Annotated in this window: 13 protein-coding genes; 8 read left to right on the forward strand and 5 right to left on the reverse strand. The window is 44.9% G+C overall.

Translation table 11 applies throughout. The annotated features are described in order from the left end of the window. Positions 1-305: 305 nt before the first annotated feature. Positions 306-1,184 carry an NAD(P)-dependent oxidoreductase gene (locus V7K61_RS16595; protein ID WP_335054729.1) on the forward strand — a complete coding sequence of 293 codons (879 nt, stop codon included), beginning with the start codon at positions 306-308 and terminating at the stop codon, positions 1,182-1,184. Between the two features lie 263 nt (positions 1,185-1,447). Continuing rightward, the gene (locus V7K61_RS16600) at positions 1,448-2,959 is read left to right on the forward strand and encodes a hypothetical protein (protein ID WP_335054731.1); all 1,512 of its coding nucleotides are present in this window, start codon (positions 1,448-1,450) and stop codon (positions 2,957-2,959) included. Between the two features lie 359 nt (positions 2,960-3,318). Here V7K61_RS16600 and V7K61_RS16605 read toward each other — a convergent pair whose 3' ends face one another. Next, on the reverse strand, positions 3,319-5,406 hold the full coding sequence (locus tag V7K61_RS16605; protein WP_335054733.1) for a chromosome segregation ATPase: 2,088 nt from the start codon (positions 5,404-5,406) through the stop codon (positions 3,319-3,321). Between the two features lie 160 nt (positions 5,407-5,566). Continuing rightward, positions 5,567-6,466, reverse strand: a complete 900-nt coding sequence (gene hslO / locus V7K61_RS16610) for an Hsp33 family molecular chaperone HslO (protein WP_335054735.1) — start codon at positions 6,464-6,466, stop codon at positions 5,567-5,569. Between the two features lie 221 nt (positions 6,467-6,687). Here hslO and V7K61_RS16615 point away from each other — a divergent pair, with 221 nt between their 5' ends. Then, a complete protein-coding gene (locus tag V7K61_RS16615; RefSeq protein WP_194045651.1) occupies positions 6,688-7,074 on the forward strand; it encodes a hypothetical protein in 387 nt (128 codons plus the stop codon). Between the two features lie 164 nt (positions 7,075-7,238). Here V7K61_RS16615 and V7K61_RS16620 read toward each other — a convergent pair whose 3' ends face one another. From V7K61_RS16620 to hisD, 3 genes are all read right to left on the reverse strand, one after another. Next, positions 7,239-7,430, reverse strand: a complete 192-nt coding sequence (locus V7K61_RS16620) for a hypothetical protein (protein WP_335054736.1) — start codon at positions 7,428-7,430, stop codon at positions 7,239-7,241. Between the two features lie 19 nt (positions 7,431-7,449). Then, positions 7,450-7,875, reverse strand: coding sequence for a universal stress protein (locus V7K61_RS16625; RefSeq protein WP_335054738.1), 426 nt, complete (start codon positions 7,873-7,875; stop codon positions 7,450-7,452). A 379-nt stretch (positions 7,876-8,254) separates the two neighbouring features. Then, positions 8,255-9,556 carry a histidinol dehydrogenase gene (hisD, locus tag V7K61_RS16630; RefSeq protein WP_335054740.1) on the reverse strand — a complete coding sequence of 434 codons (1,302 nt, stop codon included), beginning with the start codon at positions 9,554-9,556 and terminating at the stop codon, positions 8,255-8,257. A gap of 740 nt (positions 9,557-10,296) precedes the next feature. Here hisD and rpsT point away from each other — a divergent pair. The 5 genes from rpsT (at position 10,297) to V7K61_RS16655 (ending at position 21,996) form a co-directional block, all read left to right on the forward strand. Next, on the forward strand, positions 10,297-10,593 hold the full coding sequence (gene rpsT / locus V7K61_RS16635) for a 30S ribosomal protein S20 (protein ID WP_335054742.1): 297 nt from the start codon (positions 10,297-10,299) through the stop codon (positions 10,591-10,593). A gap of 187 nt (positions 10,594-10,780) precedes the next feature. Further along, positions 10,781-11,578: a TatD family hydrolase gene (locus V7K61_RS16640; RefSeq protein WP_335054744.1), complete on the forward strand. Its 798-nt coding sequence runs from the start codon at positions 10,781-10,783 to the stop codon at positions 11,576-11,578. Positions 11,579-12,467: 889 nt separating this feature from the next. Continuing rightward, entirely contained in the window at positions 12,468-15,767 is a 3,300-nt protein-coding gene (rpoB, locus tag V7K61_RS16645; RefSeq protein WP_335054746.1) for a DNA-directed RNA polymerase subunit beta, read from the forward strand. 144 nt (positions 15,768-15,911) lie between these two features. Next, positions 15,912-17,789, forward strand: coding sequence for a DNA-directed RNA polymerase subunit gamma (locus tag V7K61_RS16650; protein WP_094342607.1), 1,878 nt, complete (start codon positions 15,912-15,914; stop codon positions 17,787-17,789). A 157-nt stretch (positions 17,790-17,946) separates the two neighbouring features. After that, positions 17,947-21,996, forward strand: a complete 4,050-nt coding sequence (locus V7K61_RS16655) for a DNA-directed RNA polymerase subunit beta'' (RefSeq protein WP_335054748.1) — start codon at positions 17,947-17,949, stop codon at positions 21,994-21,996. The last annotated feature ends 306 nt before the right edge of the window (positions 21,997-22,302 follow it).

Below are 22,302 nucleotides of genomic sequence, written 5' to 3' on the forward strand. Positions count from 1 at the left end.
ACCTGTTAATGCTAGTAACACTACTTACCCCTGGTATATTACTTTCAGTGATAATTATGTTAACTTTTGCTGCCGGTGGTTGATTGCCAGAGTTAGGAAGTAAGAAAACTGGGATTTAGGACTGTATTTTAAATTTCAAATAACTACTTCCCAACTAAATTTGAATCAAACAATGCGCTGTTCGCGATAGGCTATAACGCTCAATGACTCGCTCTAAGCGTTAGCGTAGCCTCTCTAAGAGTTGCTATGTCAAAAAAAGCTTTACGCAACGCTTACGGTGATGCTGTACTAAAGGAACGTAAAAAATGAAGGTGGCATTTCTGGGAATTGGACTGATGGGACTACCAATGGCTCAAAGGTTATTAGCCGCAGATATACAGCTAGTTGTCTACAATCGTACCCCAGAAAAATTAGCACCACTACAAGCAGCTGGGGCTGAAATTGCTACACATCCCCGCCACGCCATTCGTGCTGCTGAGTGTATAATTCTCATGCTGACTAATGCCCCAGCCATTTATAATGTGTTGCTTTCAGATACTGCTTGGCAAACTTTGAAAGGGCGCACAATCATCCAAATGGGAACAATTACGCCGACAGAAAGCCAGGAAATTAGAGATGCAGTTCTTGGAGGTGGTGGTGAGTATTTAGAAGCGCCCGTATTAGGGGGTATCCCAGAAGCAAAAGCTGGTAAATTGAGTGTTATGGTAGGGGCCGAGCCAGAACAATACGAACATCACTTGAAGTTACTCCAAAATTTTGGGACAGAACCTTTACTTATCGGGCCAGTGGGATCTGCGTCGGCGCTTAAATTGGCACTAAATCAACTAATAGCTTCTCTAACAACTAGCTTTGCTCTGAGTCTAGCTTTTGTCCAGCGTCAAGGTGTAGATGTGGATGTGTTTATGCAAATCTTGCGCGACAGTCCATTCTACGCACCTATCTTTGACAAAAAGCTACAACTGATGTTAGATGGCAATTATGCCGATCCCAATTTCCCTACAAAATACTTACTCAAAGATACGGAATTATTTATCTCGGAAGCAAAATCTCAAAGTTTGGATCTCAGCAGTATTAAAGGAGTGCGGCAAATCTTGCAAACAGCCGTAAAAATGTCATTTGCTGATGATGATTACTCATCACTATTTTCTGTCATTAAGGAATGGGGAGAAGCGATCGGCGAATAAAGACTTTAAGCTCATCTTACGCCTGAAGTCAGTGGATTGTGGGGAAAAGGGTAAAGGTATGAAATTTTCCCTTACCCTTTAACCTTTACTGAACACAGTAAGTGCAATTTTTCTTAACCTAAGCGCATCGCCTGATACGCTCCTCGAAAAAGATAAATTAAAACTTTTTAAAATTAAAATATAGTCAAATTCCGAATATACTTTTGGGATTAAGACTTTTGTCTTAGTATTTACACGCAATTAAATAATTTAAAAGGTATTAAATGAAGCTTTTTACAATTGGCGACAGTGTTTCTCAAGGCTTTATGTCTTTGGCAGCAGCTCGGACAGACCTTTGTTTTTCAACTTTGATTGCTAGGTCAATGGGGCAAGCAGTTGGTACTCAATATCTCTATCCTGAATGGTTAATGGGTGGACTACCAGCCAATATTGAGAAGATTCTACGGCGTTTGGAAAAAAGATATGGCTCAGATATCAACGCCCTAGATTGGCTGACCATATTGCCAACTCTTGAGAGTGTACTTGATGAAACTGAAGATTTCTTTGAACGGGGAGCAGGTAGTGCTGAACACCCTTATCCAGGAGGAATTGAATTCTTCCACAATGTAGCAATTCAGGGCTTTGATATTGCTGATTCTTGGATGATAACACCCAACATTTGCAAGCATCAAATTAAACTTAGTAACGACAAAGGAGATGGCAAGCCTGGTTTCTTGACTCTGCCCAATGCTGCATTCTATCGAATTGCACTTAAAGTTCTCAACCCGTCTTTAAATCCTCTTTTTAACGACTATAGCCAACTTGATTGGTTGAAGCATCATGCAACCGCTCCAGGGGGAGTTGAGAATTTAATTCTCTGGTTAGGAGCAAACAATGCGCTTGGAACTGTGATCGGTTTAGAAATTAATCAAACTCCCAACGATCCAAATCAGACTCTTAACAACCCAAGCCAAGATCCCAAATCATTCCGTGAAGTAAGAGAACAATGGAACCTGTGGCATCCCAATGATTTCGAGGCTGAATATCGAGAATTGCTCAATCGGGTTGATGGAATCATGCAAAACAACACCAACCCTAATTGGAATGTCTTCATTGGGACAGTACCGCTTGTAACTATTGCGCCATTGGCAAAAGGCGTAGGTTCAACTACTGAAATTGATGTGCCGGGAGAAGAAAAACCTTCAGTTTACTACAAATATTATACTTATTTCCCCTTTGAAGAGGATACGGTTAGAGAGACTGGAACCTTATACCTGACACTACAAGATGCCCTCTACATAGATGACTGTATTCGCACATACAACAAAGTAATCAAAGAACTGGTCAAGACTAAGAACAGTCAGCATTCGCAACCACGCTATCACATAGTCGATCTTGCCAATGCTTTACAACAAATTGCCTTCAAGCGAAATGCTGGACAAGTGCAGTATGAATTCCCAGAAGAATTCAAGTTTGTCTATCCCCAGGTCAATACAAAATACTACCATGCAGACACAACTGGACGACTACGACAAGGTGGACTATTTAGTTTAGATGGAATTCATCCATCTGCCATTGGTCAAGGGTTGATTGCTTATGAATTCCTCAAAAAGATGAAAGATATTGGAGTTGTTAATAACACCCAACTAGATTGGAAGTCGATTTTTTCCAGCGATCAACTTTATTCGCAACCTATTACTTTGATGCATGAATTTTATGACAATAAAGAATTTGCTGAAACCATCATCAAGCTATTTGGCAGAAATCCACTTGGTAGAAACCCAGTTAAGAATTGAAGATTTGGTTAAGCTAAGGAGTTTAATCCTAGATTGTCTCTGGTCATAGCGTCGTGATTATTTCAGTAAGAAAACTTAACGTCTTCAAGGATGTTTGAAAAGTATTTTTGTAACATCTAAGTCTCGAAAACCTAACCCTTCCTCGCCTCCATTCTCTTATAAGGAATGGAGTTTGAAACCCTCTCGACCTTTTGGGGAGGGCTGGGAAAGAGATTTTGAGTATATGTACTTTACAACTTTTCAAACAACCTCTTACTGAGGATAAAGATTAGTAATACTGCTCACTATCGGCGATATTGAGATGCTTCGTGACTAGCCAGACTGTGGTCTATTGACTCGAAAATTGCTCTAATAGACGATCACTGACCATTAATAGTAGTTGAGCGGGGAAATGGTAGAGATTCAGGCACAGACGAAGGCTGAGGCTGAGGTTGAGGTTCAGGTTGAGGATTGAGAAAATCCTGCCAAGTCTTAATTTGCTCTTGCGCTGCACTGTAAGCAGCACTACCGCGTGGAACCGATTTGGCAATGTCAATACCTCTAGCAATATCAGACTGACCTTGAGTGCGTGCTATTTCTAACAATTGCTGACTCCACTGGTCAATAGCCTGATTTGCATCCATACGTAAGATGCTATTGTTTGAAACTCGATCCGCCAGTCGTATTGCCTCAACCAAGGCTTCTGGAGTACCAGCCGCACCCACTTCCTGGGCTTTTTTCCAGTTTTCTCTAGTGCGGATTTGCCCTTCCCAGTCATTGATCGCAGTTTGTGCTTCTTGTGAAAGCGCCCTTCCCGATGAAGCAATTTGTTGAGCTGTGCTAATGGCGGCGGTGAGATTGCCACTTTGGGCCAGTTCTTGTGCTTGATCTAAGTAAGGTTGATCTTGAATTCGCTCAATCTTTCCTACCCAAGTACGAATTTTTTTCCGTGCTTCTGGATATAATGCGCGACCTCTACGAATTTCGCTGGCTTGAGCGATCGCAGCTTGCAAGGAGTTGATATCCTCGAATATTGCTATCTGTTCGGCACGGTCTAAGTAAGGTTGGTCTTCAATTGTCTCCACTTGGGCATTCCAGCGACCGATCTCTTGCCTTGCTTCTACGCCTCTAGGGTTACTAGCAGGAATAAGCTGTACTTGGGCGATCGCTGCTGTTAAATTCGGGACTGTCCCCTGACTAGCCAATATTCTCGCTTTTTCCAGATGGGCAACATCTTCAATTTCCAACTGCCAACGAGCAATTAGTTGCTGTGCTTCGTTATACACTGGTCTAGAAGGATCGATTTGTTGTGCTTGAGCGATCGCTGCCTCTAAACCAGAAACATTACCGATCCAAGCACTCCTTTTGGCGTCAGCTATGGCAATAAAGTCATCGGTTTCGCCTTGTAGTTTGGTACTTTCCGGTATTTGCCTAGCAATATTCAGCGCTTCATCCGCATCCTTTTTATTTAGTTTCGCCTGTGCTAATTCCAGCATTTTGCGTCCAAATGCCGGAACCGCTTCCTGAGCTTTTTGGTAAAGGTAACTTTCCTGCCCAATGGACTCGGCTAACTTGATCGCTTCTAGGATATTATCGACTACTTTGCTGTTTGCTAAACTTTCGGCTTTTCCTAACTTATCGCCATCTTCCCGTGCTGTGGCAATTAGACGATTCAATTGGTCGTATTTAGTACCCGCCCAATATTGATTGTCTACGCGCAGCATTTTAGCGGATAACATGAACGCCGATTGCCAGCGCCGTTCCTTTACTTCGGCGATCGCACCGTTGTATGTGGCTTCAGCCTTCGACCAAATTGACTGCCATTTGTCAACTTGTTCATCGACTATTTTATAAGCTGCTACATCTTCGGGTATCTTACGAGCAGTCGCGATCGCTTCCTCTAAATTCCCAGTTTGGAAACTTTGATCGGCTAGCTTCAAAATATCCCGCGACCATTCTTCGATGAAACGATCGATTTCTCCATGCAACGGGTGATTTTGTGGTAGTTGCTTCACCAGAGCGATCGCTTGCAATAGGTCGTTCACTGTTTGCTTAGAAGCCGCTAACTGAGCGCAATGTAGCCGTACAGAAGCACTAGCTAGCGGCCAGAAAATCGATGGACAATTAGGGGCAGCTGGCAACTTTAGCAGCATTGCCATTGCCAAGAATCCGACACTGCCGGGAATCAACATTAGTAGTACTAGCCACAATGTCCAGCTTTTCATCCAGCGTGGCCATTTCCCAGAAGTACTATTGAGTTGGGCAGTTTTTTCTGAATTACTATTTATAGGTAATCCTTTCGTATGGTTTTTTTTTCGCCGCTTCACTGACTTGGAGGTAGAACCAGTAGCTGGGACATCAAATGGCTGAGTTTCACCGAATTGTTCTGTTCGGGATAATCTTTTGCTTTGATCTGGCTCTCTTCCACTGGCTGAAGACCAACTGTCTGGAATATCCCGCTCTGTCATCTCTCACACCAAAATAATTGAATAGCGCTCTGTTTTAGATTGATAATTCCATTGTTGACATAGTAACTTTCTCATCATTAAAAAGCTACTTTTTTGATTATCTCTCTCCACAGAGTACCATTATCAATCTCAAAAATCAGTGCTATTTTATACTGTATCCTCAAACAGCAGATTCGGCTTGCAAATCGGAAATTAGTTGAGCTAACTGATCGCTACTTGCCTGGTAAACGTTGCCGCAAAAGTCACAAGTTGCTTCAGCACCATCATCTTTAAGAATCATATCTTGCAGTTCAGCTTCTCCCAAAATCTTCAGTGCCCCCAAAACGCGATCAAAAGAGCAACCACAGTGGAAGCGCAACATTTGGCGTTCGGAAAAGATTTCCAACCCCATATCTCCCAATAAGTCACCAAAGATTTCAGGTAAGGTCTTCCCAGCTTGTAATAACGGCGTAAATCCTGCTAGACCGGCAACCCGTGATTCCAACGTTTCTACTAAGGCTTCGTCTCTGGCGGCTTTAGGTAATATTTGTATCAGTAATCCTCCCGCAGCAGTTACTCCGGTTGCTCCCACGAACACACCTAAAACTAAAGCCGAAGGTGTTTGTTCGGAATTCACCAGATAATGAGCGACATCATCACCAATTTCGCCAGAAACTAGTTCTACCGTACTAGAGTAAGGATAACCATAACCGATATCCCGCACAACGTAGAGGTAGCCGCCACCCACAGCACCACCAACATCTAATTTCCCTTTGGCGTTGGGAGGCAATTCTACTGATGGATTCCCAACATATCCGCGTACCGTACCATCTAAGCCTGCATCTACTAATATGCCACCCAAAGGCCCATCGCCCTTAACGCGGACATTCACCCTCGATCCAGTTCGCTTCATACTAGAAGCCATTAACAAACCCGCCACCATAGTCCGACCCAGTGCTGCCGTTGCCACATAAGAAAGCTTGTGACGCTGCCGTGCTTCTTCTGTTAAACGTGTGGCGATCGCACCTACGGCACGAATTCCACCTTCGGCTGCTGTTGCACGAATTAACTGATCCGCCATGAATAACCTTACATTTCTTAACAAGTTCACTTTTTCTATTCTAAGTTCTCTGCTGCAAGAAAAGTAACGTAGTGGGGTGTTACGCAAATAAATGGCTGTCCTTGGTCATTGGTCATTGGTCATTAGTTATTTGCAAAGGACAAAGGACTAATGACTAATGACAAAAACTATTTGCAATATTAGAAATAGCGATGTCTTAATCTTTAGGTAATCCGAGAAAAATGCTGGGTAATTTTCAACAAAGCCAACTGCGGATCGAAATCGAAGCATCAACAGATGCAATTCGTGACAGTCTGCTGCATCCCGTGCAACTAAAAAAATGGCTTTTAGGGCAACGTTTTGCGCCAGGAATGCCAGAAGAACTGCTTCCCGGATTCCAGTTTACAACCTGGACTGGGCCAGTCGCGATTCATCATCAAGTAAAAGTTGTCAAATCCAACTGCCTCCGCTTAGTACTCAGCGGAGGCATTGACGGGTTCCACGAATGGTACTGGGGAGAAGGTTGGGTACAGTCCCGCTTGGAAGGAATTTCAATTTTGCCCTTGAATTTGGGTCAAACACTCAGCTTGTTGAGCTTGCGTCAGTTTTTAGCAACTCAAGAACGTTGAATCGACTGAACATAGAAAGGGGATTTTCCTTGTCTCTATGGCTAGCCCTTTCAAGATGACTCGAAAAATCTCTTTTTTCTCTCTGTGCCACGGACACTTTGCTCAAGTAGGGAAACCCGCTCATGCAAGTGTCCTCCTCTGTGACTTTGCAGTTTAAAAGCAATTTATCTAACCACCCCAGACGCAGAGAACACAGAATTGCATAGGTTAAAATTCTTAAACCCTAATGCACCATGTTGACCACTTTCTAGACTCATGGGAATTAGTTCTCTCTTGACCAATTTATAGCGGGTATTAGTGCCATCATCATATTTCAGGTATTCTTCAAAGGTTAGTTTTGGGCTGGTTATAGCCATTGCTTCCCCTTGCAAATCTTTACCTTGGTTTTACAACCAATACTGAACAATTAGCCTCTTCTACAACTTGACTGCTAACAGAACCCTGAACAATTCGTTTCATCCCCATCAAGCCCCGACTACCAATTACGATCAAGTCAGTTTTATAAATATTGGCAAGACGAATAATCTCTTCAGCGGGATCGCCAGTTACTAACTCTAACTCACTTCTGGCTGATAACTTTTCCTGATATAATTGCAGTTGCTTTTCAATATGAAAATAAGAAAACGTTGGGGATTCTGGCTGAGGGCGATCGGCAGGTAGTTCCATTTCTGACTCTGGTGTGAGAAACACATGACAGAGAATAACCTTGGCGTCTTTTGAAAACAGCAAATTATCTAAAGCTTGAATTACTCGTTCTGAAATATCCGAACCGTCCAGAGCTACCAAAACACTATTTAGCACTGCTCTCGTCTCCTAAAGAGTAGACCCCTTACATACATAAGTATCTAGCAAAATTAGTCGTCAGTGACACGAAACTAATTTTTTATCTGACAACTTAAGTTTATGGATTTAAAGCTACGCCATAGGTCAGTGAGCTTTACGACACTTTAATAAGAACGTGTTATAGCAACTTTTCTGGAGAAGCTTTTCATAAGTTTATGGGAGAGGCTTTTCCTCTCCTATAAACTACTGTCTATTGGCAATGCCCGACTTGTGGACGCTTAAAGCGTGACTCAAGCCAGTCCCGATGAAACGAGTTTGACAGCCACGCATGAAAATTTTCTAGGGACTGGGATTTTTACTCAGCACTGACTTATCAGAAAAAATTAAGCATTCCAAATCACTCTTCTTGCTGAATTCGGCGTCGGACTGAATCAGCATGGGAAGGTAAACCTTCTGCTGTTGCTAGCACATCAATAGCACCAGCTACATTTTGCAGTGCGGTTTGAGAGTATTGAATAATACTAGAGTGTTTAAGGAAAGTTTCAACACCCAATGCTGAGGCATAGCGGGCAGCACCAGAAGTTGGCAAAGTATGATTAGGCCCTGCCAAATAGTCTCCTACAGCTTCTGGTGTTGAGTAACCCAAAAAGATTGCCCCAGCATGACGAATCTGTGGTAGGAGTGCCCAAGGGTCTTTGATTTCTAATTCCAGGTGTTCGGGGGCAAATTCATTCGAGAGTTCTGCTGCTGCTTCAAGCGATTCCACAACGATAATTAAGCCGTAGTGAGCGATCGCTTTTTCTGTGTCTATTCGCCGTGGATGATCTACTAGCTGTCTTTCCAAGGCTAATTGCACGTTTTTCGCCAAAGCAGCATCTGTCGTCAGCAAAATCGCTGCCGCCATTGGATCGTGTTCGGCTTGGGCTAGCAAGTCAGCAGCGACATGCACCGGATTTGCTGTTTCATCGGCAATCACCAGCACTTCGCTGGGACCTGCCAAGGAATCAATGCCGACAGTGCCATAGACAAGTTTTTTCGCTAGGGTGACATAAATGTTACCAGGGCCAGTAATCACATTCACTTTCGGAATCGTTTCTGTGCCATAGGCTAAAGCGGCGATCGCTTGTGCGCCCCCAATGCGATAAATTTCTTGCACCCCTGCTTCTTGGGCAGCTACCAAGACTGCTGGGTTAATTGCACCCCCTGGCCCTGGTGGTGTCACCATCACCACGTGAGGTACAGCAGCAACATGAGCCGGAATTGCATTCATCAGCACTGTACTGGGATAGGCGGCACGGCCACCGGGCACATACAACCCAGCTCGGTCTACAGGGGTGTAGCGTTTGCCCAGCACTACTTCATCGTCGCCAAAATGTACCCAGCTTTTTGGGACTCGCTGACGATGAAACGCTTCAATTTGGCGGCAAGCTAGCCGAATTGCACTCAACAATTCCTTTGACACCTGTTGATAGGCTGCATCCAGTTCCGAGCCTGTAACTCGGAGTTCTTCTGCTTTCAGGGTTTGTTTATCAAATTCGTCCGTGTAATGCAATACAGCTTTGTCGCCTTGGCGCTTTACTGCTTGCAAAATTTCCCGCACCGTTGCTTCTTTGTGAAGCACCTGTTCATCATGGGTGCGATCGCAGATCCGTTGTAGTTCTGCTCTAACGTCTGCCTGCTGAGTAATAATTCGCAGCATGGAGTAAGGACAATGCCAAAATTATAATATTGCCACCTGAGATTTAGTATTGCTCTTGACCCACTAGGGTGTGCAAGCTGACTCTAATTCTCTTCTCTAGCTTAACCTGGATTTTTTTGATACTCTCAAGGCTACCAGCGTATAGTTTGCTTGAGAAGGCGACTTAATTGCTCAATCCGACAAGCCTTGAATAGCTAGCGGCAGGAAGCAGGTGTGCCATTTCCCGCTACCCTTACACCCTTTCCCTCAATTCTTATGGGGTGTAGATCGTGTGTTTACACATCCAATCCCCTGAATTTACAGGGGGTAGGGTCTGAGTATAATTTTTACTTAATTTCCCTAACTTTTAGTAGTTAATGTCTGTACAGGCACGATATATCGGTTCTATACTTGAGAATCCCTGAAATTTAGCTCTTGACAGTTTCTGCCTCTAAATAATACATCTGGTTTACGGACAAATTAAATTTATTGGCAATCACATTGCTTAATCAGGTTACGTGAGTTAGGGTGACAGTTATTTAGAAGATGTACTTTATTTTAACGCATTTCCTCAACTAACGAAATACTGAATTAGCCAGTAGAGACTATGGAACTAATACTACTAATATTGATCTTCATTTATCCCCAAGACCTAATTCCATATTTTTTTTAGGAAATTATAACATTGGCAATTTGGATGCTATATTAGTAAGTCTAGTAGTGTGTGTACATAATTAATAATCGTATTTTTGGAATTGACTGTGGCGAATACAAAGTCTGCTCTTAAGCGTGCCCAAATCGCAGAACGTAACCGACTGCGTAATAAATCTTACAAATCAGCAGTCAAGACGCTGATGAAGAAATACCTCAATGCTGTAGCTGCTTATACAGCTAATCCTAGCCCAGAATTAAAACAAGAAGCACAGGCTCGGTTATCCGAGGCTTACGGCAAAATTGATAAGGCGATCAAACGAGGTGTTCTTCACCCAAACAATGGGGCAAGGAAAAAATCAAGATTGGCTCACAGACTAAAACCCCTCACACAAACAGCTGAGTAGTCATTGGTAATTTGTCCTTAGTCATTAGTCATTGGTAAAAAAACAAACGATAAATGACGAAGGACAAACAACATAGACGCGCCAGCGGTGAAGTAGCGCGGTCTTGAGGGTTTCCCGCATGAGCGACTGCTGAACCCGTTGGCGCAGCCTCTCGTAGAGAAGGGCTTCCCGCAGGGTAGGACAAAAGATGCAACTGATAGACACGCACGTACATCTCAACTTTGATAGTTTTCAGCCGGATTTAGCAATAGTGCGATCGCGGTGGCAAGAAGCAGGTGTAGTGCGTTTAGTGCATTCCTGTGTTCACCCGGAGGAGTTTTCCAGTATTCAATCCATAGCCCAAGAGTTTCCCGAAATTAGTTTTGCTGTAGGATTACATCCTTTAGATGCTGATAAATGGAATAGCGAGACAGCCGAGACAATCAAAACTTTAGCGAGTTCTGACTCGAATGTGGTAGCAATTGGGGAAATGGGGCTGGATTTTTACAAAGCTGATAACTATGAGCAACAGTACATGGTGTTCGAGTCCCAGTTGGCGATCGCATCTGAACTAAACTTACCAGTGATTATCCACTGCCGTGATGCTGCCGTGGCAACCAAAGAAGTGTTGCAAAAATGGCGGCAACTTAAAGGAGAAAGAGTGCGGGGTGTGATGCATTGCTGGGGAGGAACACCTGAAGAAACTCAATGGTTTCTCGATTTAGGCTTCTATATCAGCTTTAGCGGTACGGTAACATTTAAAAATGCCAAAGCAATCCAATCCTCCGCTGCAATGGTAAGTAGCGATCGCCTCCTGATTGAAACAGACTGCCCATTTCTCGCTCCAGTTCCAAAACGGGGTGAGAGGCGCAACGAGCCTGCTTACGTACTTTATGTAGCCAAGCAAGTAGCTAAACTGCGTCAGGAAACGGTAGAAGCGATCGCCCATCAAACCACCCAAAATGCCTGTGAATTATTCGGGTTGTCAATATCAGATGTGTTCTAGGATCTTTTGTTAAGTGGTGTAAAAAAAAATAAATCTATAGGGGGACAAAAATATGCTAACATTATTCCCTCAAAAACATTTTGCTTGCGCCATAATGATAAAAGAAGGAGCGTAAAACTTCCGATCTTAATCTTCCATGCTGTTATGGCTTGGCCATCCTCAAAATCTCTACAAGCGGATGCTCTTCACACATGACTAACTGTGCCAACCTGAATTGAGCTAGACTTTTGCACAACATCGGTTACTTTGTATTGAACCTATTCAAAATCGTTAAACAAAAATTGCCTTGTGAGTACAATCCAGCAAAATAAAGTGATTCTGATTCAAAACCGACAAGGTGCGGATCGTTCCCTCAGTCTTAGGATATCTAAAATATCACTGATATAAACAGCGGGGTGGATTTAAAACACACTGTGTGGAGCTGCGTCAGCAAATTAACGCGCTTTTTGGAGGGGAAGTGACGAAACTAAATCAAATTCAGGAATATTTTAACTGGATATTCTATTTGAAATGGGCATTGGGGAGCCAGGGCGTTGGGCGGCTCTGCCGACTTTTCTCCCTGCTCTTAAGCAAGCTACGCACAGCGTCTGCTGTCGGAGAAGTTAATGGCTTCATTGGGCATGAGATGCAAAGGGAAAAGACTTTCAGTAACTTTTCCCATACTTTCATAGTACCCATTACCCATTACTTAGTCCCTTATTAGGGGCAATATTCTTCCTTGTGAAAATTGCTCGTTCCAGCCAAATTTAATGGCTGCTTTTGCCCACAGATGTAAATCACAAGTGTGTAAGAAAAAGTTCCCAAACAGCCAAGGGCACTGGCTAGCAGTGGGAAGCGTCAAACAGCAGTGTCCAAGGGAAAATTTAACCAGGTTGATAAAGGTAGAGGCATGACTAAAGAAACATATATGGAACCCGCCTTTCTGTTACCCGACTTGATTGAAATCCAGCGATCGAGCTTTCGCTGGTTTTTAGAAGAAGGGCTGATAGAAGAACTTAACTCCTTTAGTCCTATTACAGATTATACGGGTAAATTAGAACTGCACTTTTTGGGTCATAACTACAAACTCAAGGAGCCAAAGTACAGCGTCGAAGAAGCCAAGCGGCGGGATAGTACTTATGCTGTCCAAATGTATGTTCCCACACGTCTAATTAATAAAGAAACCGGGGAAATCAAAGAGCAAGAGGTATTCATTGGGGATTTGCCTTTGATGACCGATCGCGGCACGTTTATTATTAACGGAGCCGAGCGGGTAATTGTCAACCAAATAGTGCGATCGCCAGGGGTCTATTACAAATCAGAAATCGACAAAAACGGGCGACGTACTTATTCAGCTAGCTTAATTCCCAACCGGGGAGCATGGCTGAAATTTGAAACAGACCGTAACGATTTGGTGTGGGTACGCATCGACAAAACCCGCAAACTCTCAGCACAGGTACTCCTAAAAGCTTTAGGATTATCAGACAACGAAATCTTTGACGCCTTACGCCACCCCGAATATTTCCAAAAAACCATCGAAAAAGAAGGGCAATTCTCTGAAGAAGAAGCCCTAATGGAGTTATATCGGAAACTGCGTCCTGGTGAACCACCTACAGTATTAGGTGGACAACAGCTCCTAGACTCCCGTTTCTTTGACCCGAAACGTTATGACCTTGGCCGCGTCGGACGCTATAAACTCAACAAAAAATTGCGTCTTTCTGTCCCAGACACAATGCGCGTGTTGACTGCTGGGGATATCTTGGCAGCTGTGGATTACCTGATCAACCTAGAGTATGACATCGGTAATATCGATGACATTGACCACTTAGGCAACCGTCGCGTGAGAAGCGTCGGGGAATTGCTGCAAAACCAAGTGCGGGTGGGCTTAAACCGCCTAGAAAGAATCATTCGGGAACGGATGACCGTATCTGATGCCGAAGTGCTAACTCCCGCCTCCTTGGTAAACCCCAAACCACTGGTAGCAGCAATTAAAGAATTCTTTGGTTCTAGCCAGTTAAGTCAGTTCATGGATCAAACCAATCCTCTGGCAGAACTGACCCACAAACGCCGTCTAAGTGCCCTTGGCCCTGGTGGTTTAACCCGCGAACGCGCTGGGTTTGCCGTGCGAGATATTCATCCTAGTCACTATGGACGCATTTGCCCCATTGAGACACCAGAAGGCCCCAACGCCGGATTGATTGGCTCCTTAGCAACCCATGCGCGGGTTAACCTGTATGGGTTCTTAGAAACACCATTTAGACCTGTAGAAAATGGGCGAGTCAGATTTGATCTGCCTCCAGCCTACATGACAGCCGATGAAGAAGACGATCTACGGGTTGCTCCTGGGGATATTCCTGTAGATGAAACCGGGCACATCATTGGGCCACTAGTGCCAGTCCGCTATCGCCAAGAATTTTCCACCACAACACCAGAACAGGTGGACTACGTAGCAGTATCTCCCGTACAGATTGTGTCGGTAGCGACCAGCATGATTCCCTTCTTGGAGCATGATGACGCTAACCGAGCGCTGATGGGATCGAACATGCAACGGCAAGCAGTGCCTCTGCTCAAACCAGAGCGTCCTCTAGTGGGTACTGGTTTGGAAGCTCAAGGAGCAAGAGACTCCGGGATGGTGGTTGTATCGCGTACTGATGGTGATGTCACTTATGTGGATGCTACAGAAATTCGCGTCCGTCCGAAACCTAATACCTCAGAAATTAAGTACACCCTTTCCAAGTACCAACGTTCCAACCAAGACACCTGTTTAAATCAGAAACCTCTCGTTCGCATTGGGGAACGGGTTGTTGCTGGTCAGGTATTGGCTGATGGCTCCTCCACCGAAGGCGGTGAATTGGCGTTAGGACAAAATATCGTCGTTGCCTATATGCCTTGGGAAGGCTACAACTACGAAGACGCGATTTTAATCTCTGAAAGACTGGTGCAGGATGATGTCTACACCTCAATTCACATTGAAAAATATGAAATTGAAGCGAGACAAACCAAACTGGGGCCAGAAGAAATCACCAGAGAAATTCCCAACGTCGGGGAAGATGCCTTGCGTCAGTTGGATGAACAGGGAATCATTCGCATTGGGGCATGGGTAGAAGCTGGTGATATCTTGGTAGGAAAAGTTACCCCCAAAGGTGAATCTGACCAACCGCCAGAAGAAAAACTGTTGCGGGCCATCTTTGGTGAAAAAGCGCGGGATGTGCGAGACAATTCCCTGCGAGTACCAAACGGTGAAAAAGGTCGCGTAGTTGATGTGCGCTTGTTTACTCGTGAACAAGGCGATGAACTACCACCAGGAGCCAATATGGTAGTCCGGGTATATGTTGCTCAAAAACGCAAAATCCAAGTTGGCGACAAAATGGCAGGACGCCACGGTAATAAAGGGATTATTTCTCGGATATTACCAGCGGAAGATATGCCTTATTTGCCCGATGGTTCACCAGTGGACATTGTACTTAATCCCTTGGGTGTACCCAGTCGGATGAACGTCGGACAAGTATTTGAATGCCTCTTGGGTTGGGCTGGTCAGACCTTGGGAGTACGATTTAAGATTACTCCTTTTGATGAAATGTACGGTGAAGAGACATCGCGCCGAATCGTGCATGGCAAATTGCAAGAAGCACGAGACGAAACAGGGAAAGACTGGGTATATAACCCAGATAACCCAGGCAAAATCATGGTGTATGACGGTCGGACAGGTGAACCCTTTGACCGAGCAATTACCATCGGTGTAGCTTATATGCTGAAGCTGGTGCATTTGGTGGATGATAAGATCCACGCGCGTTCCACAGGCCCATACTCACTGGTGACTCAGCAACCCTTGGGTGGTAAAGCACAACAAGGTGGTCAGCGGTTTGGAGAAATGGAAGTGTGGGCATTGGAAGCCTTTGGTGCCGCTTACACCTTACAGGAATTGCTCACAGTTAAATCTGACGATATGCAAGGACGGAATGAAGCGTTAAATGCGATCGTTAAAGGTAAGGCAATTCCTAGACCTGGAACTCCAGAATCCTTTAAGGTGCTAATGCGCGAGTTGCAATCATTGGGGTTAGATATTGCCGTACACAAGGTAGAAACCCAAGCAGACGGCAGTTCCCTAGATGTAGAAGTCGATTTGATGGCAGACCAATCAGCCCGTCGCACACCTCCCCGACCAACTTACGAATCTCTTTCCCGCGAATCGCTGGATGATGACGAATAAGGAGTGCTGAGTGCTAAATGCTAAATACTGAGTCTTAACAAACTCAGAAATTGGCATTTAGCACTTAGAAATCTCTTAATTCAAACCTTAAAACTAAATAAACTCAAAACTCAAAACTCAAAACTCGGAACTCAGCACTTAAGTATGAGACCTGCCCAAACTAATCAGTTTGACTACGTAAAAATCGGCTTGGCTTCCCCTGAACGCATTCGGCAGTGGGGCGAGAGAACATTGCCCAACGGTCAAGTAGTCGGTGAAGTTACCAAGCCAGAGACGATTAACTACCGAACTCTCAAGCCAGAGATGGATGGCTTATTTTGTGAGCGGATCTTTGGTCCCGCAAAAGATTGGGAATGCCATTGTGGGAAGTATAAAAGAGTTCGTCACAGAGGTATTGTCTGTGAGCGCTGTGGGGTAGAAGTCACCGAGTCACGGGTGCGTCGCCACCGCATGGGCTATATTAAACTCGCTGCACCAGTAGCTCACGTCTGGTATCTCAAAGGCATTCCTAGCTATATTTCCATCCTGTTGGATATGCCCTTGCGGGATGTCGAGCAGATTGTCTATTTCAACTCTTATGTTGTCCTGAGTGCAGGTAATGCCGAAACTTTAACTTACAAACAACTGCTGAGTGAAGACCAGTGGTTGGAAATAGAAGACCAAATTTATAGCGAAGATTCTGTGCTGCAAGGCGTAGAGGTAGGTATTGGTGCTGAAGCGCTGTTGCGTTTGCTTGCCGATATCAATTTGGAACAAGAAGCCGAAAGCCTACGCGAAGAAATTGGCAACGCCAAGGGACAAAAGAGAGCCAAGCTAATTAAGCGACTGCGGGTAATTGACAACTTTATCGCCACTGGTTCCAAACCAGAGTGGATGGTAATGGCAGTTATTCCCGTGATTCCGCCCGACTTGCGCCCAATGGTGCAACTAGATGGCGGACGCTTTGCCACCAGCGATTTAAATGATTTGTATCGGCGGGTAATTAACCGCAACAATCGTTTGGCACGCTTGCAAGAAATTTTGGCACCAGAGATTATTGTGCGGAACGAAAAGCGGATGCTGCAAGAAGCAGTGGATGCTTTGATTGACAATGGTCGTCGGGGACGCACTGTGGTAGGGGCAAATAATCGACCCCTGAAATCTTTGTCCGACATTATTGAGGGTAAGCAAGGACGTTTCCGACAAAACTTGTTAGGTAAACGGGTTGACTACTCTGGACGTTCGGTAATTGTGGTCGGGCCAAAGCTGAAAATTCACCAGTGCGGTTTGCCTAGAGAAATGGCAATTGAGCTATTTCAACCATTTGTGATTAACCGCCTGATTCGTAGCGGTATGGTGAATAACATCAAAGCTGCGAAAAAGCTTATATCCCGCAATGATCCCAGTGTTTGGGATGTGCTGGAAGAGGTAATTGAAGGACATCCTGTAATGCTAAACCGGGCACCAACATTGCACCGTTTGGGTATTCAGTCTTTTGAACCAATTTTAGTAGAAGGTAGAGCGATTCAACTTCATCCTCTGGTGTGTCCAGCGTTTAACGCCGACTTTGACGGCGACCAAATGGCGGTACACGTCCCTCTGTCATTAGAAAGTCAGGCTGAAGCGCGGTTGTTAATGTTGGCTTCTAACAATATTTTGTCACCAGCCACAGGTAAACCGATCATCACACCTAGCCAAGATATGGTGTTGGGAGCCTATTATTTAACAGCAGAAAATCCCGGTGCGACAAAAGGGGCAGGAAATTACTTTTCTTCGCTAGAGGATGTAATTATGGCTTTCCAGCAAGATCAAATTGACTTGCACGCCTATATTTACGTAAGGTTTGACGGTGAAATAGAATCAGACCAACCGGATACAGAACCCGTGAAAGTGACGGAAAACGAGGATGGTACCCGCACATTACTCTATAAGTTCCGTCGAGTCAGACAAGACGCTAAGGGCAATGTACTTTCACAGTATATATACACAACTCCTGGCCGCGTTATTTACAACAATGCCATTCAGGAAGCACTAGCAAGTTAATTCGTAATTTCTAATGACGCTCGCGGACTCGCTCTAAGCGAAGCCATGCCGAAGGCTTTACGCTGCGCTAACGTAATTCGTAATTAATTCTTTAATTACGAATTACGAATTACGAATTACGAATTATTAATTATTGATGACTCAGGACTAATGATTAATGACTAACGAAAAAATGATTTTTCGCAATCGCGTGGTTGACAAAGGTCAACTGAGAAATTTAATTTCTTGGGCTTTTACGAATTATGGTACAGCGCGAACCGCAGTGATGGCGGACAAATTGAAAGATTTGGGATTTCGCTATGCTACTAAAGCAGGGGTTTCCATCAGTGTAGATGACTTGATGATACCACCAACTAAGCGATTGCTCTTAGAAGCAGCCGAGGAAGAAATTCGCGCTACTGAAACCCGTTATCAACGGGGAGAAATCACTGAAGTAGAACGCTTCCAAAAGGTAATCGATACTTGGAATGGTACCAGTGAAGCTTTGAAAGATGAAGTAGTCGTTCACTTCAAGAAGACTAATCCCCTTAACTCCGTATATATGATGGCATTCTCCGGGGCACGGGGTAACATCTCACAAGTCCGGCAGTTAGTGGGGATGCGGGGACTGATGGCAGATCCTCAAGGGGAAATTATCGATTTACCGATCAAAACCAACTTCCGTGAAGGGCTAACTGTGACGGAATACATTATTTCGTCTTACGGTGCCAGAAAAGGATTGGTGGATACTGCCTTACGGACGGCTGACTCTGGTTATCTCACCCGCCGATTAGTGGACGTATCCCAGGATGTAATTATTCGGGAATTTGACTGCGGCACTACCAGAGGTCTTGCGATTCGACCAATGACAGAAGGTGCCAAAACGTTGATTCCTCTAGCAACCCGCTTGATGGGACGGGTAATTGGCGAAGATGTGGTGCATCCGGTGACAAAAGAATTGATTGCAGCACGTAATTCGCCAATTCCTGAAGACTTGGCGAAGAAAATTGAAAAGTCTGGGGTGGGAGAAGTTGTGGTGCGATCGCCACTAACTTGTGAAGCCGCACGTTCTGTCTGTCAACACTGCTACGGCTGGAGTTTGGCCCACGCCAAGATGGTAGATTTGGGCGAAGCTGTAGGGATTATTGCTGCCCAAAGTATCGGTGAACCCGGTACTCAGTTAACCATGCGGACATTCCACACTGGTGGGGTGTTTACTGGGGAAGTGGCGCAACAAGTTCGTTCCAAAATTGATGGGACTGTCAAGCTTCCGCGAAAACTGAAAACTAGAACATATCGTACCCGCCACGGGGAAGATGCACTCTATGTTGAGGCTAATGGCATCATGCTTTTGGAGCCAACAAAAGTAGGTGATGTTACTCCAGAGAACCAAGAGGTTCATCTTACCCAAGGTTCAACACTATATGTATTTGATGGAAATAAGGTAAAACAAGGTCAGTTGTTGGCAGAGGTTGCCCTTGGTGGACGGACAACTCGGACTAATACAGAAAAAGCAGTTAAAGATGTAGCCTCTGACTTAGCAGGGGAAGTGCAATTTGCCGAAGTTGTTCCAGAACAAAAAACTGACCGTCAAGGCAATACCACAACCACAGCCGCGCGCGGTGGTTTGATTTGGATTTTGTCTGGGGAAGTTTACAACTTGCCGCCAGGGGCCGAATTGGTGGTGAAAAATGGTGATGCGATCGCCTCTAATGGAGTTTTAGCAGAAACCAAGTTAGCCAGTTTGCACGGCGGTGTGGTGCGCTTGCCAGAAGCTACCCCAGGTAAGAGTACCAGGGAAATTGAGATTATCACCGCTTCTGTCGTACTAGACCAAGCAACGGTGACAGTCCAAAGTTCCCAAGGGCGCAATAATTACTTAGTTTCCACTGGCAACAACCAAGTATTTAACCTCCGGGCTACACCAGGCACAAAAGTGCAAAATGGTCAAGTGGTCGCTGAGTTAATTGATGACCGCTATCGCACAACCACTGGTGGATTCCTGAAATTTGCGGGTGTCGAAGTCCAGAAAAAAGGCAAAGCCAAGCTGGGTTATGAAGTAGTGCAGGGCGGTACACTGTTGTGGATTCCCGAAGAAAGCCACGAAGTTAATAAAGATATCTCCTTACTGTTGGTAGAAGACGGTCAGTTTGTGGAAGCTGGCACCGAAGTTGTGAAGGATATCTTCTGCCAAAACAGTGGTGTGGTAGAAGTGACCCAGAAAAACGACATCCTGCGGGAAGTAGTGGTGAAGCCAGGGGAACTGCTGATGGTTGACGATCCCGAATCAGTCATCGGGCGAGATAACACCTTCATTCAACCAGGTGAGGAATTTCAAGGCAATGTCGCCACGGAATTGCGTTATATCCAGTATGTTGAAACACCAGAAGGCCCCGCCCTATTGAGTCGTCCAGTGGTTGAGTTTGCCGTCCCTGATAATCCAGATGTGCCATCAACGACATCGGTAAGTCAACAAACCGGGCGATCGATCCAATTGAGAGCGGTGCAGCGACTACCTTATAAAGATTCAGAACGCGTCAAATCTGTTGAAGGTGTCGAACTGCTACGAACCCAGCTAGTACTGGAAATTGAGCAAGAAGGAGAACAAGACCATAATGCTTCACCCCTGGCAGCAGATATTGAATTAGTAGAGGATACTGAAGACCCAGAAGTTCAACGTTTACAACTGGTGATTTTGGAATCTTTGGTAATTCGTCGAGACATTACCGCCGATGCCACCCAAGGTAGTACCCAGACCACACTTGAGGTACACGATGGGTTAACCATCGCCCCAGGGTCTGTAGTCGCACGTACCCAAATCTTGTGTAAAGAAGGCGGGGAAGTACGAGGTGTTCAAAAAGGAACCGAAAACGTGCGTCGCTGTTTAGTGTTGCGCGATGTTGACAGGCTCACCATTAATACTAGTACTCAGCCAAAGGTAAAAGTGGGTGATTTGCTAGTAGAAGGTACAGAAGTTGCTCCTGGAGTTTTTGCCCCAGAATCAGGGCAAGTAGTGGATGTTAAAAGTGTCGCTGCTGCATCTGGTGGGGAATCAGCTTTAAGTACTAAAAACTACGTTGTTACTACCCGTATCGGTCGCCCTTATCGAGTCAGCCCTGGTGCTGTGTTGCAGATAGAAGACGGCGATTTGGTACAACGGGGTGATAACTTGGTGTTGCTGGTGTTTGAACGCGCCAAAACCGGAGATATCATTCAAGGTTTGCCCCGGATTGAGGAACTACTTGAAGCTCGTAAACCGAAAGAAGCGTGCATTTTATGTCGGCGGGGCGGAGAAGTTAAGGTAGTTTACGCTGAAAGCGGTGATGAAGCGATCGCCATCAAGGTCGTAGAATCAAATGGCGTGGTGACAGATTATCCTCTGGGACCAGGACAAAATTTGATTGTGCCAGATGGCTCAATGGTATTAGCGGGACAACCGTTAACTGATGGGCCATCTAATCCCCACGAAATTTTGGAAATCTTCTTTAGCCTGGGTTCTGAAGACGGAATCTATGCTTGTGCTAGCCTTGCTTTACAAAAGGTACAGACTTTCTTGGTGAATGAAGTGCAAATGGTGTACCAGTCTCAAGGGATTGATATTTCCGATAAGCACATTGAAGTGATTGTTCGCCAGATGACCAACAAAGTCAGGATTGATGATGGTGGCGACACCACAATGCTTCCCGGCGAATTGGTGGAACTGCGCCAAGTTGAGCAGGTGAACGAAGCTATGGCAATTACAGGCGGTGCTAGGGCACAGTACACTCCAGTATTGTTGGGGATCACTAAAGCATCGTTGAACACCGACAGCTTTATTTCCGCCGCGTCCTTCCAAGAGACAACACGGGTACTCACCGAAGCAGCTATCGAAGGCAAATCTGACTGGCTGCGCGGATTAAAGGAAAACGTGATTATCGGGCGATTGATTCCGGCTGGTACTGGGTACAATACTTATGAAGAGCCCGGAGCGATCGATGACTATACTGCTGAAATTACCAGTAGTGTGTTAGATGAAGTTGATGATCCCCTAGATATGGTCTTAGACGATCGCACAGCTCGCACCTATAATTTAGATTCTCCTACTCTTGGGGAATCTGGCTTTGGCAGCAGACGTGCAGAAAGGTCAATTCTAGATGAAGAAGATGAATTAATTGCTGATGAAGTAGTAGACGAAGACGATTTCGAGGAAGAAGAGGAAGACGACGAGGATGACTTCGACGACGAATAGAGATTTGAAATTTCGCGTCTAAAAGTTAAAAGGTAATATCGAGTCTGCTCAATTACCAATAACCAAAGTACCTTACTCGTGCTAGCGTACCCCTTTGGCAAGGAGTACGCTAGCTTCAGTTTTACCCCTAGTGAGCAAGTGTCGTCATATTCAATTAAAATAAGCGATCGCAATCAATAGACAGACTGAAATTTTCTCTTTCAGAGAGTCTAGTTGTGATTTGAACTAAAAAATGAGATTTTAACTCATGATATGCTTCAGAAATGAGTATCCAGTTTATAGTTCACTTTTAATATTCGAGTTTTT

Source organism: Nostoc sp. (genome assembly GCF_036918015.1).
Classification (GTDB): domain Bacteria; phylum Cyanobacteriota; class Cyanobacteriia; order Cyanobacteriales; family Nostocaceae; genus Nostoc.

Excerpts from the sequence above, each read along its gene's own strand:
- rpoB (WP_335054746.1), top strand. The coding sequence starts at position 12,468 with ATGACTAAAGAAACATATATGGAACCCGCCTTTCTGTTACCCGACTTG.
- V7K61_RS16620 (WP_335054736.1), bottom strand. The coding sequence starts at position 7,430 with ATGGCTATAACCAGCCCAAAACTAACCTTTGAAGAATACCTGAAATAT.
- hslO (WP_335054735.1), bottom strand. The coding sequence starts at position 6,466 with ATGGCGGATCAGTTAATTCGTGCAACAGCAGCCGAAGGTGGAATTCGT.
- V7K61_RS16600 (WP_335054731.1), top strand. The coding sequence starts at position 1,448 with ATGAAGCTTTTTACAATTGGCGACAGTGTTTCTCAAGGCTTTATGTCT.
- V7K61_RS16605 (WP_335054733.1), bottom strand. The coding sequence starts at position 5,406 with ATGACAGAGCGGGATATTCCAGACAGTTGGTCTTCAGCCAGTGGAAGA.
- V7K61_RS16595 (WP_335054729.1), top strand. The coding sequence starts at position 306 with ATGAAGGTGGCATTTCTGGGAATTGGACTGATGGGACTACCAATGGCT.
- V7K61_RS16615 (WP_194045651.1), top strand. The coding sequence starts at position 6,688 with ATGCTGGGTAATTTTCAACAAAGCCAACTGCGGATCGAAATCGAAGCA.
- V7K61_RS16640 (WP_335054744.1), top strand. The coding sequence starts at position 10,781 with ATGCAACTGATAGACACGCACGTACATCTCAACTTTGATAGTTTTCAG.
- V7K61_RS16655 (WP_335054748.1), top strand. The coding sequence starts at position 17,947 with ATGACTAACGAAAAAATGATTTTTCGCAATCGCGTGGTTGACAAAGGT.
- V7K61_RS16650 (WP_094342607.1), top strand. The coding sequence starts at position 15,912 with ATGAGACCTGCCCAAACTAATCAGTTTGACTACGTAAAAATCGGCTTG.
- hisD (WP_335054740.1), bottom strand. The coding sequence starts at position 9,556 with ATGCTGCGAATTATTACTCAGCAGGCAGACGTTAGAGCAGAACTACAA.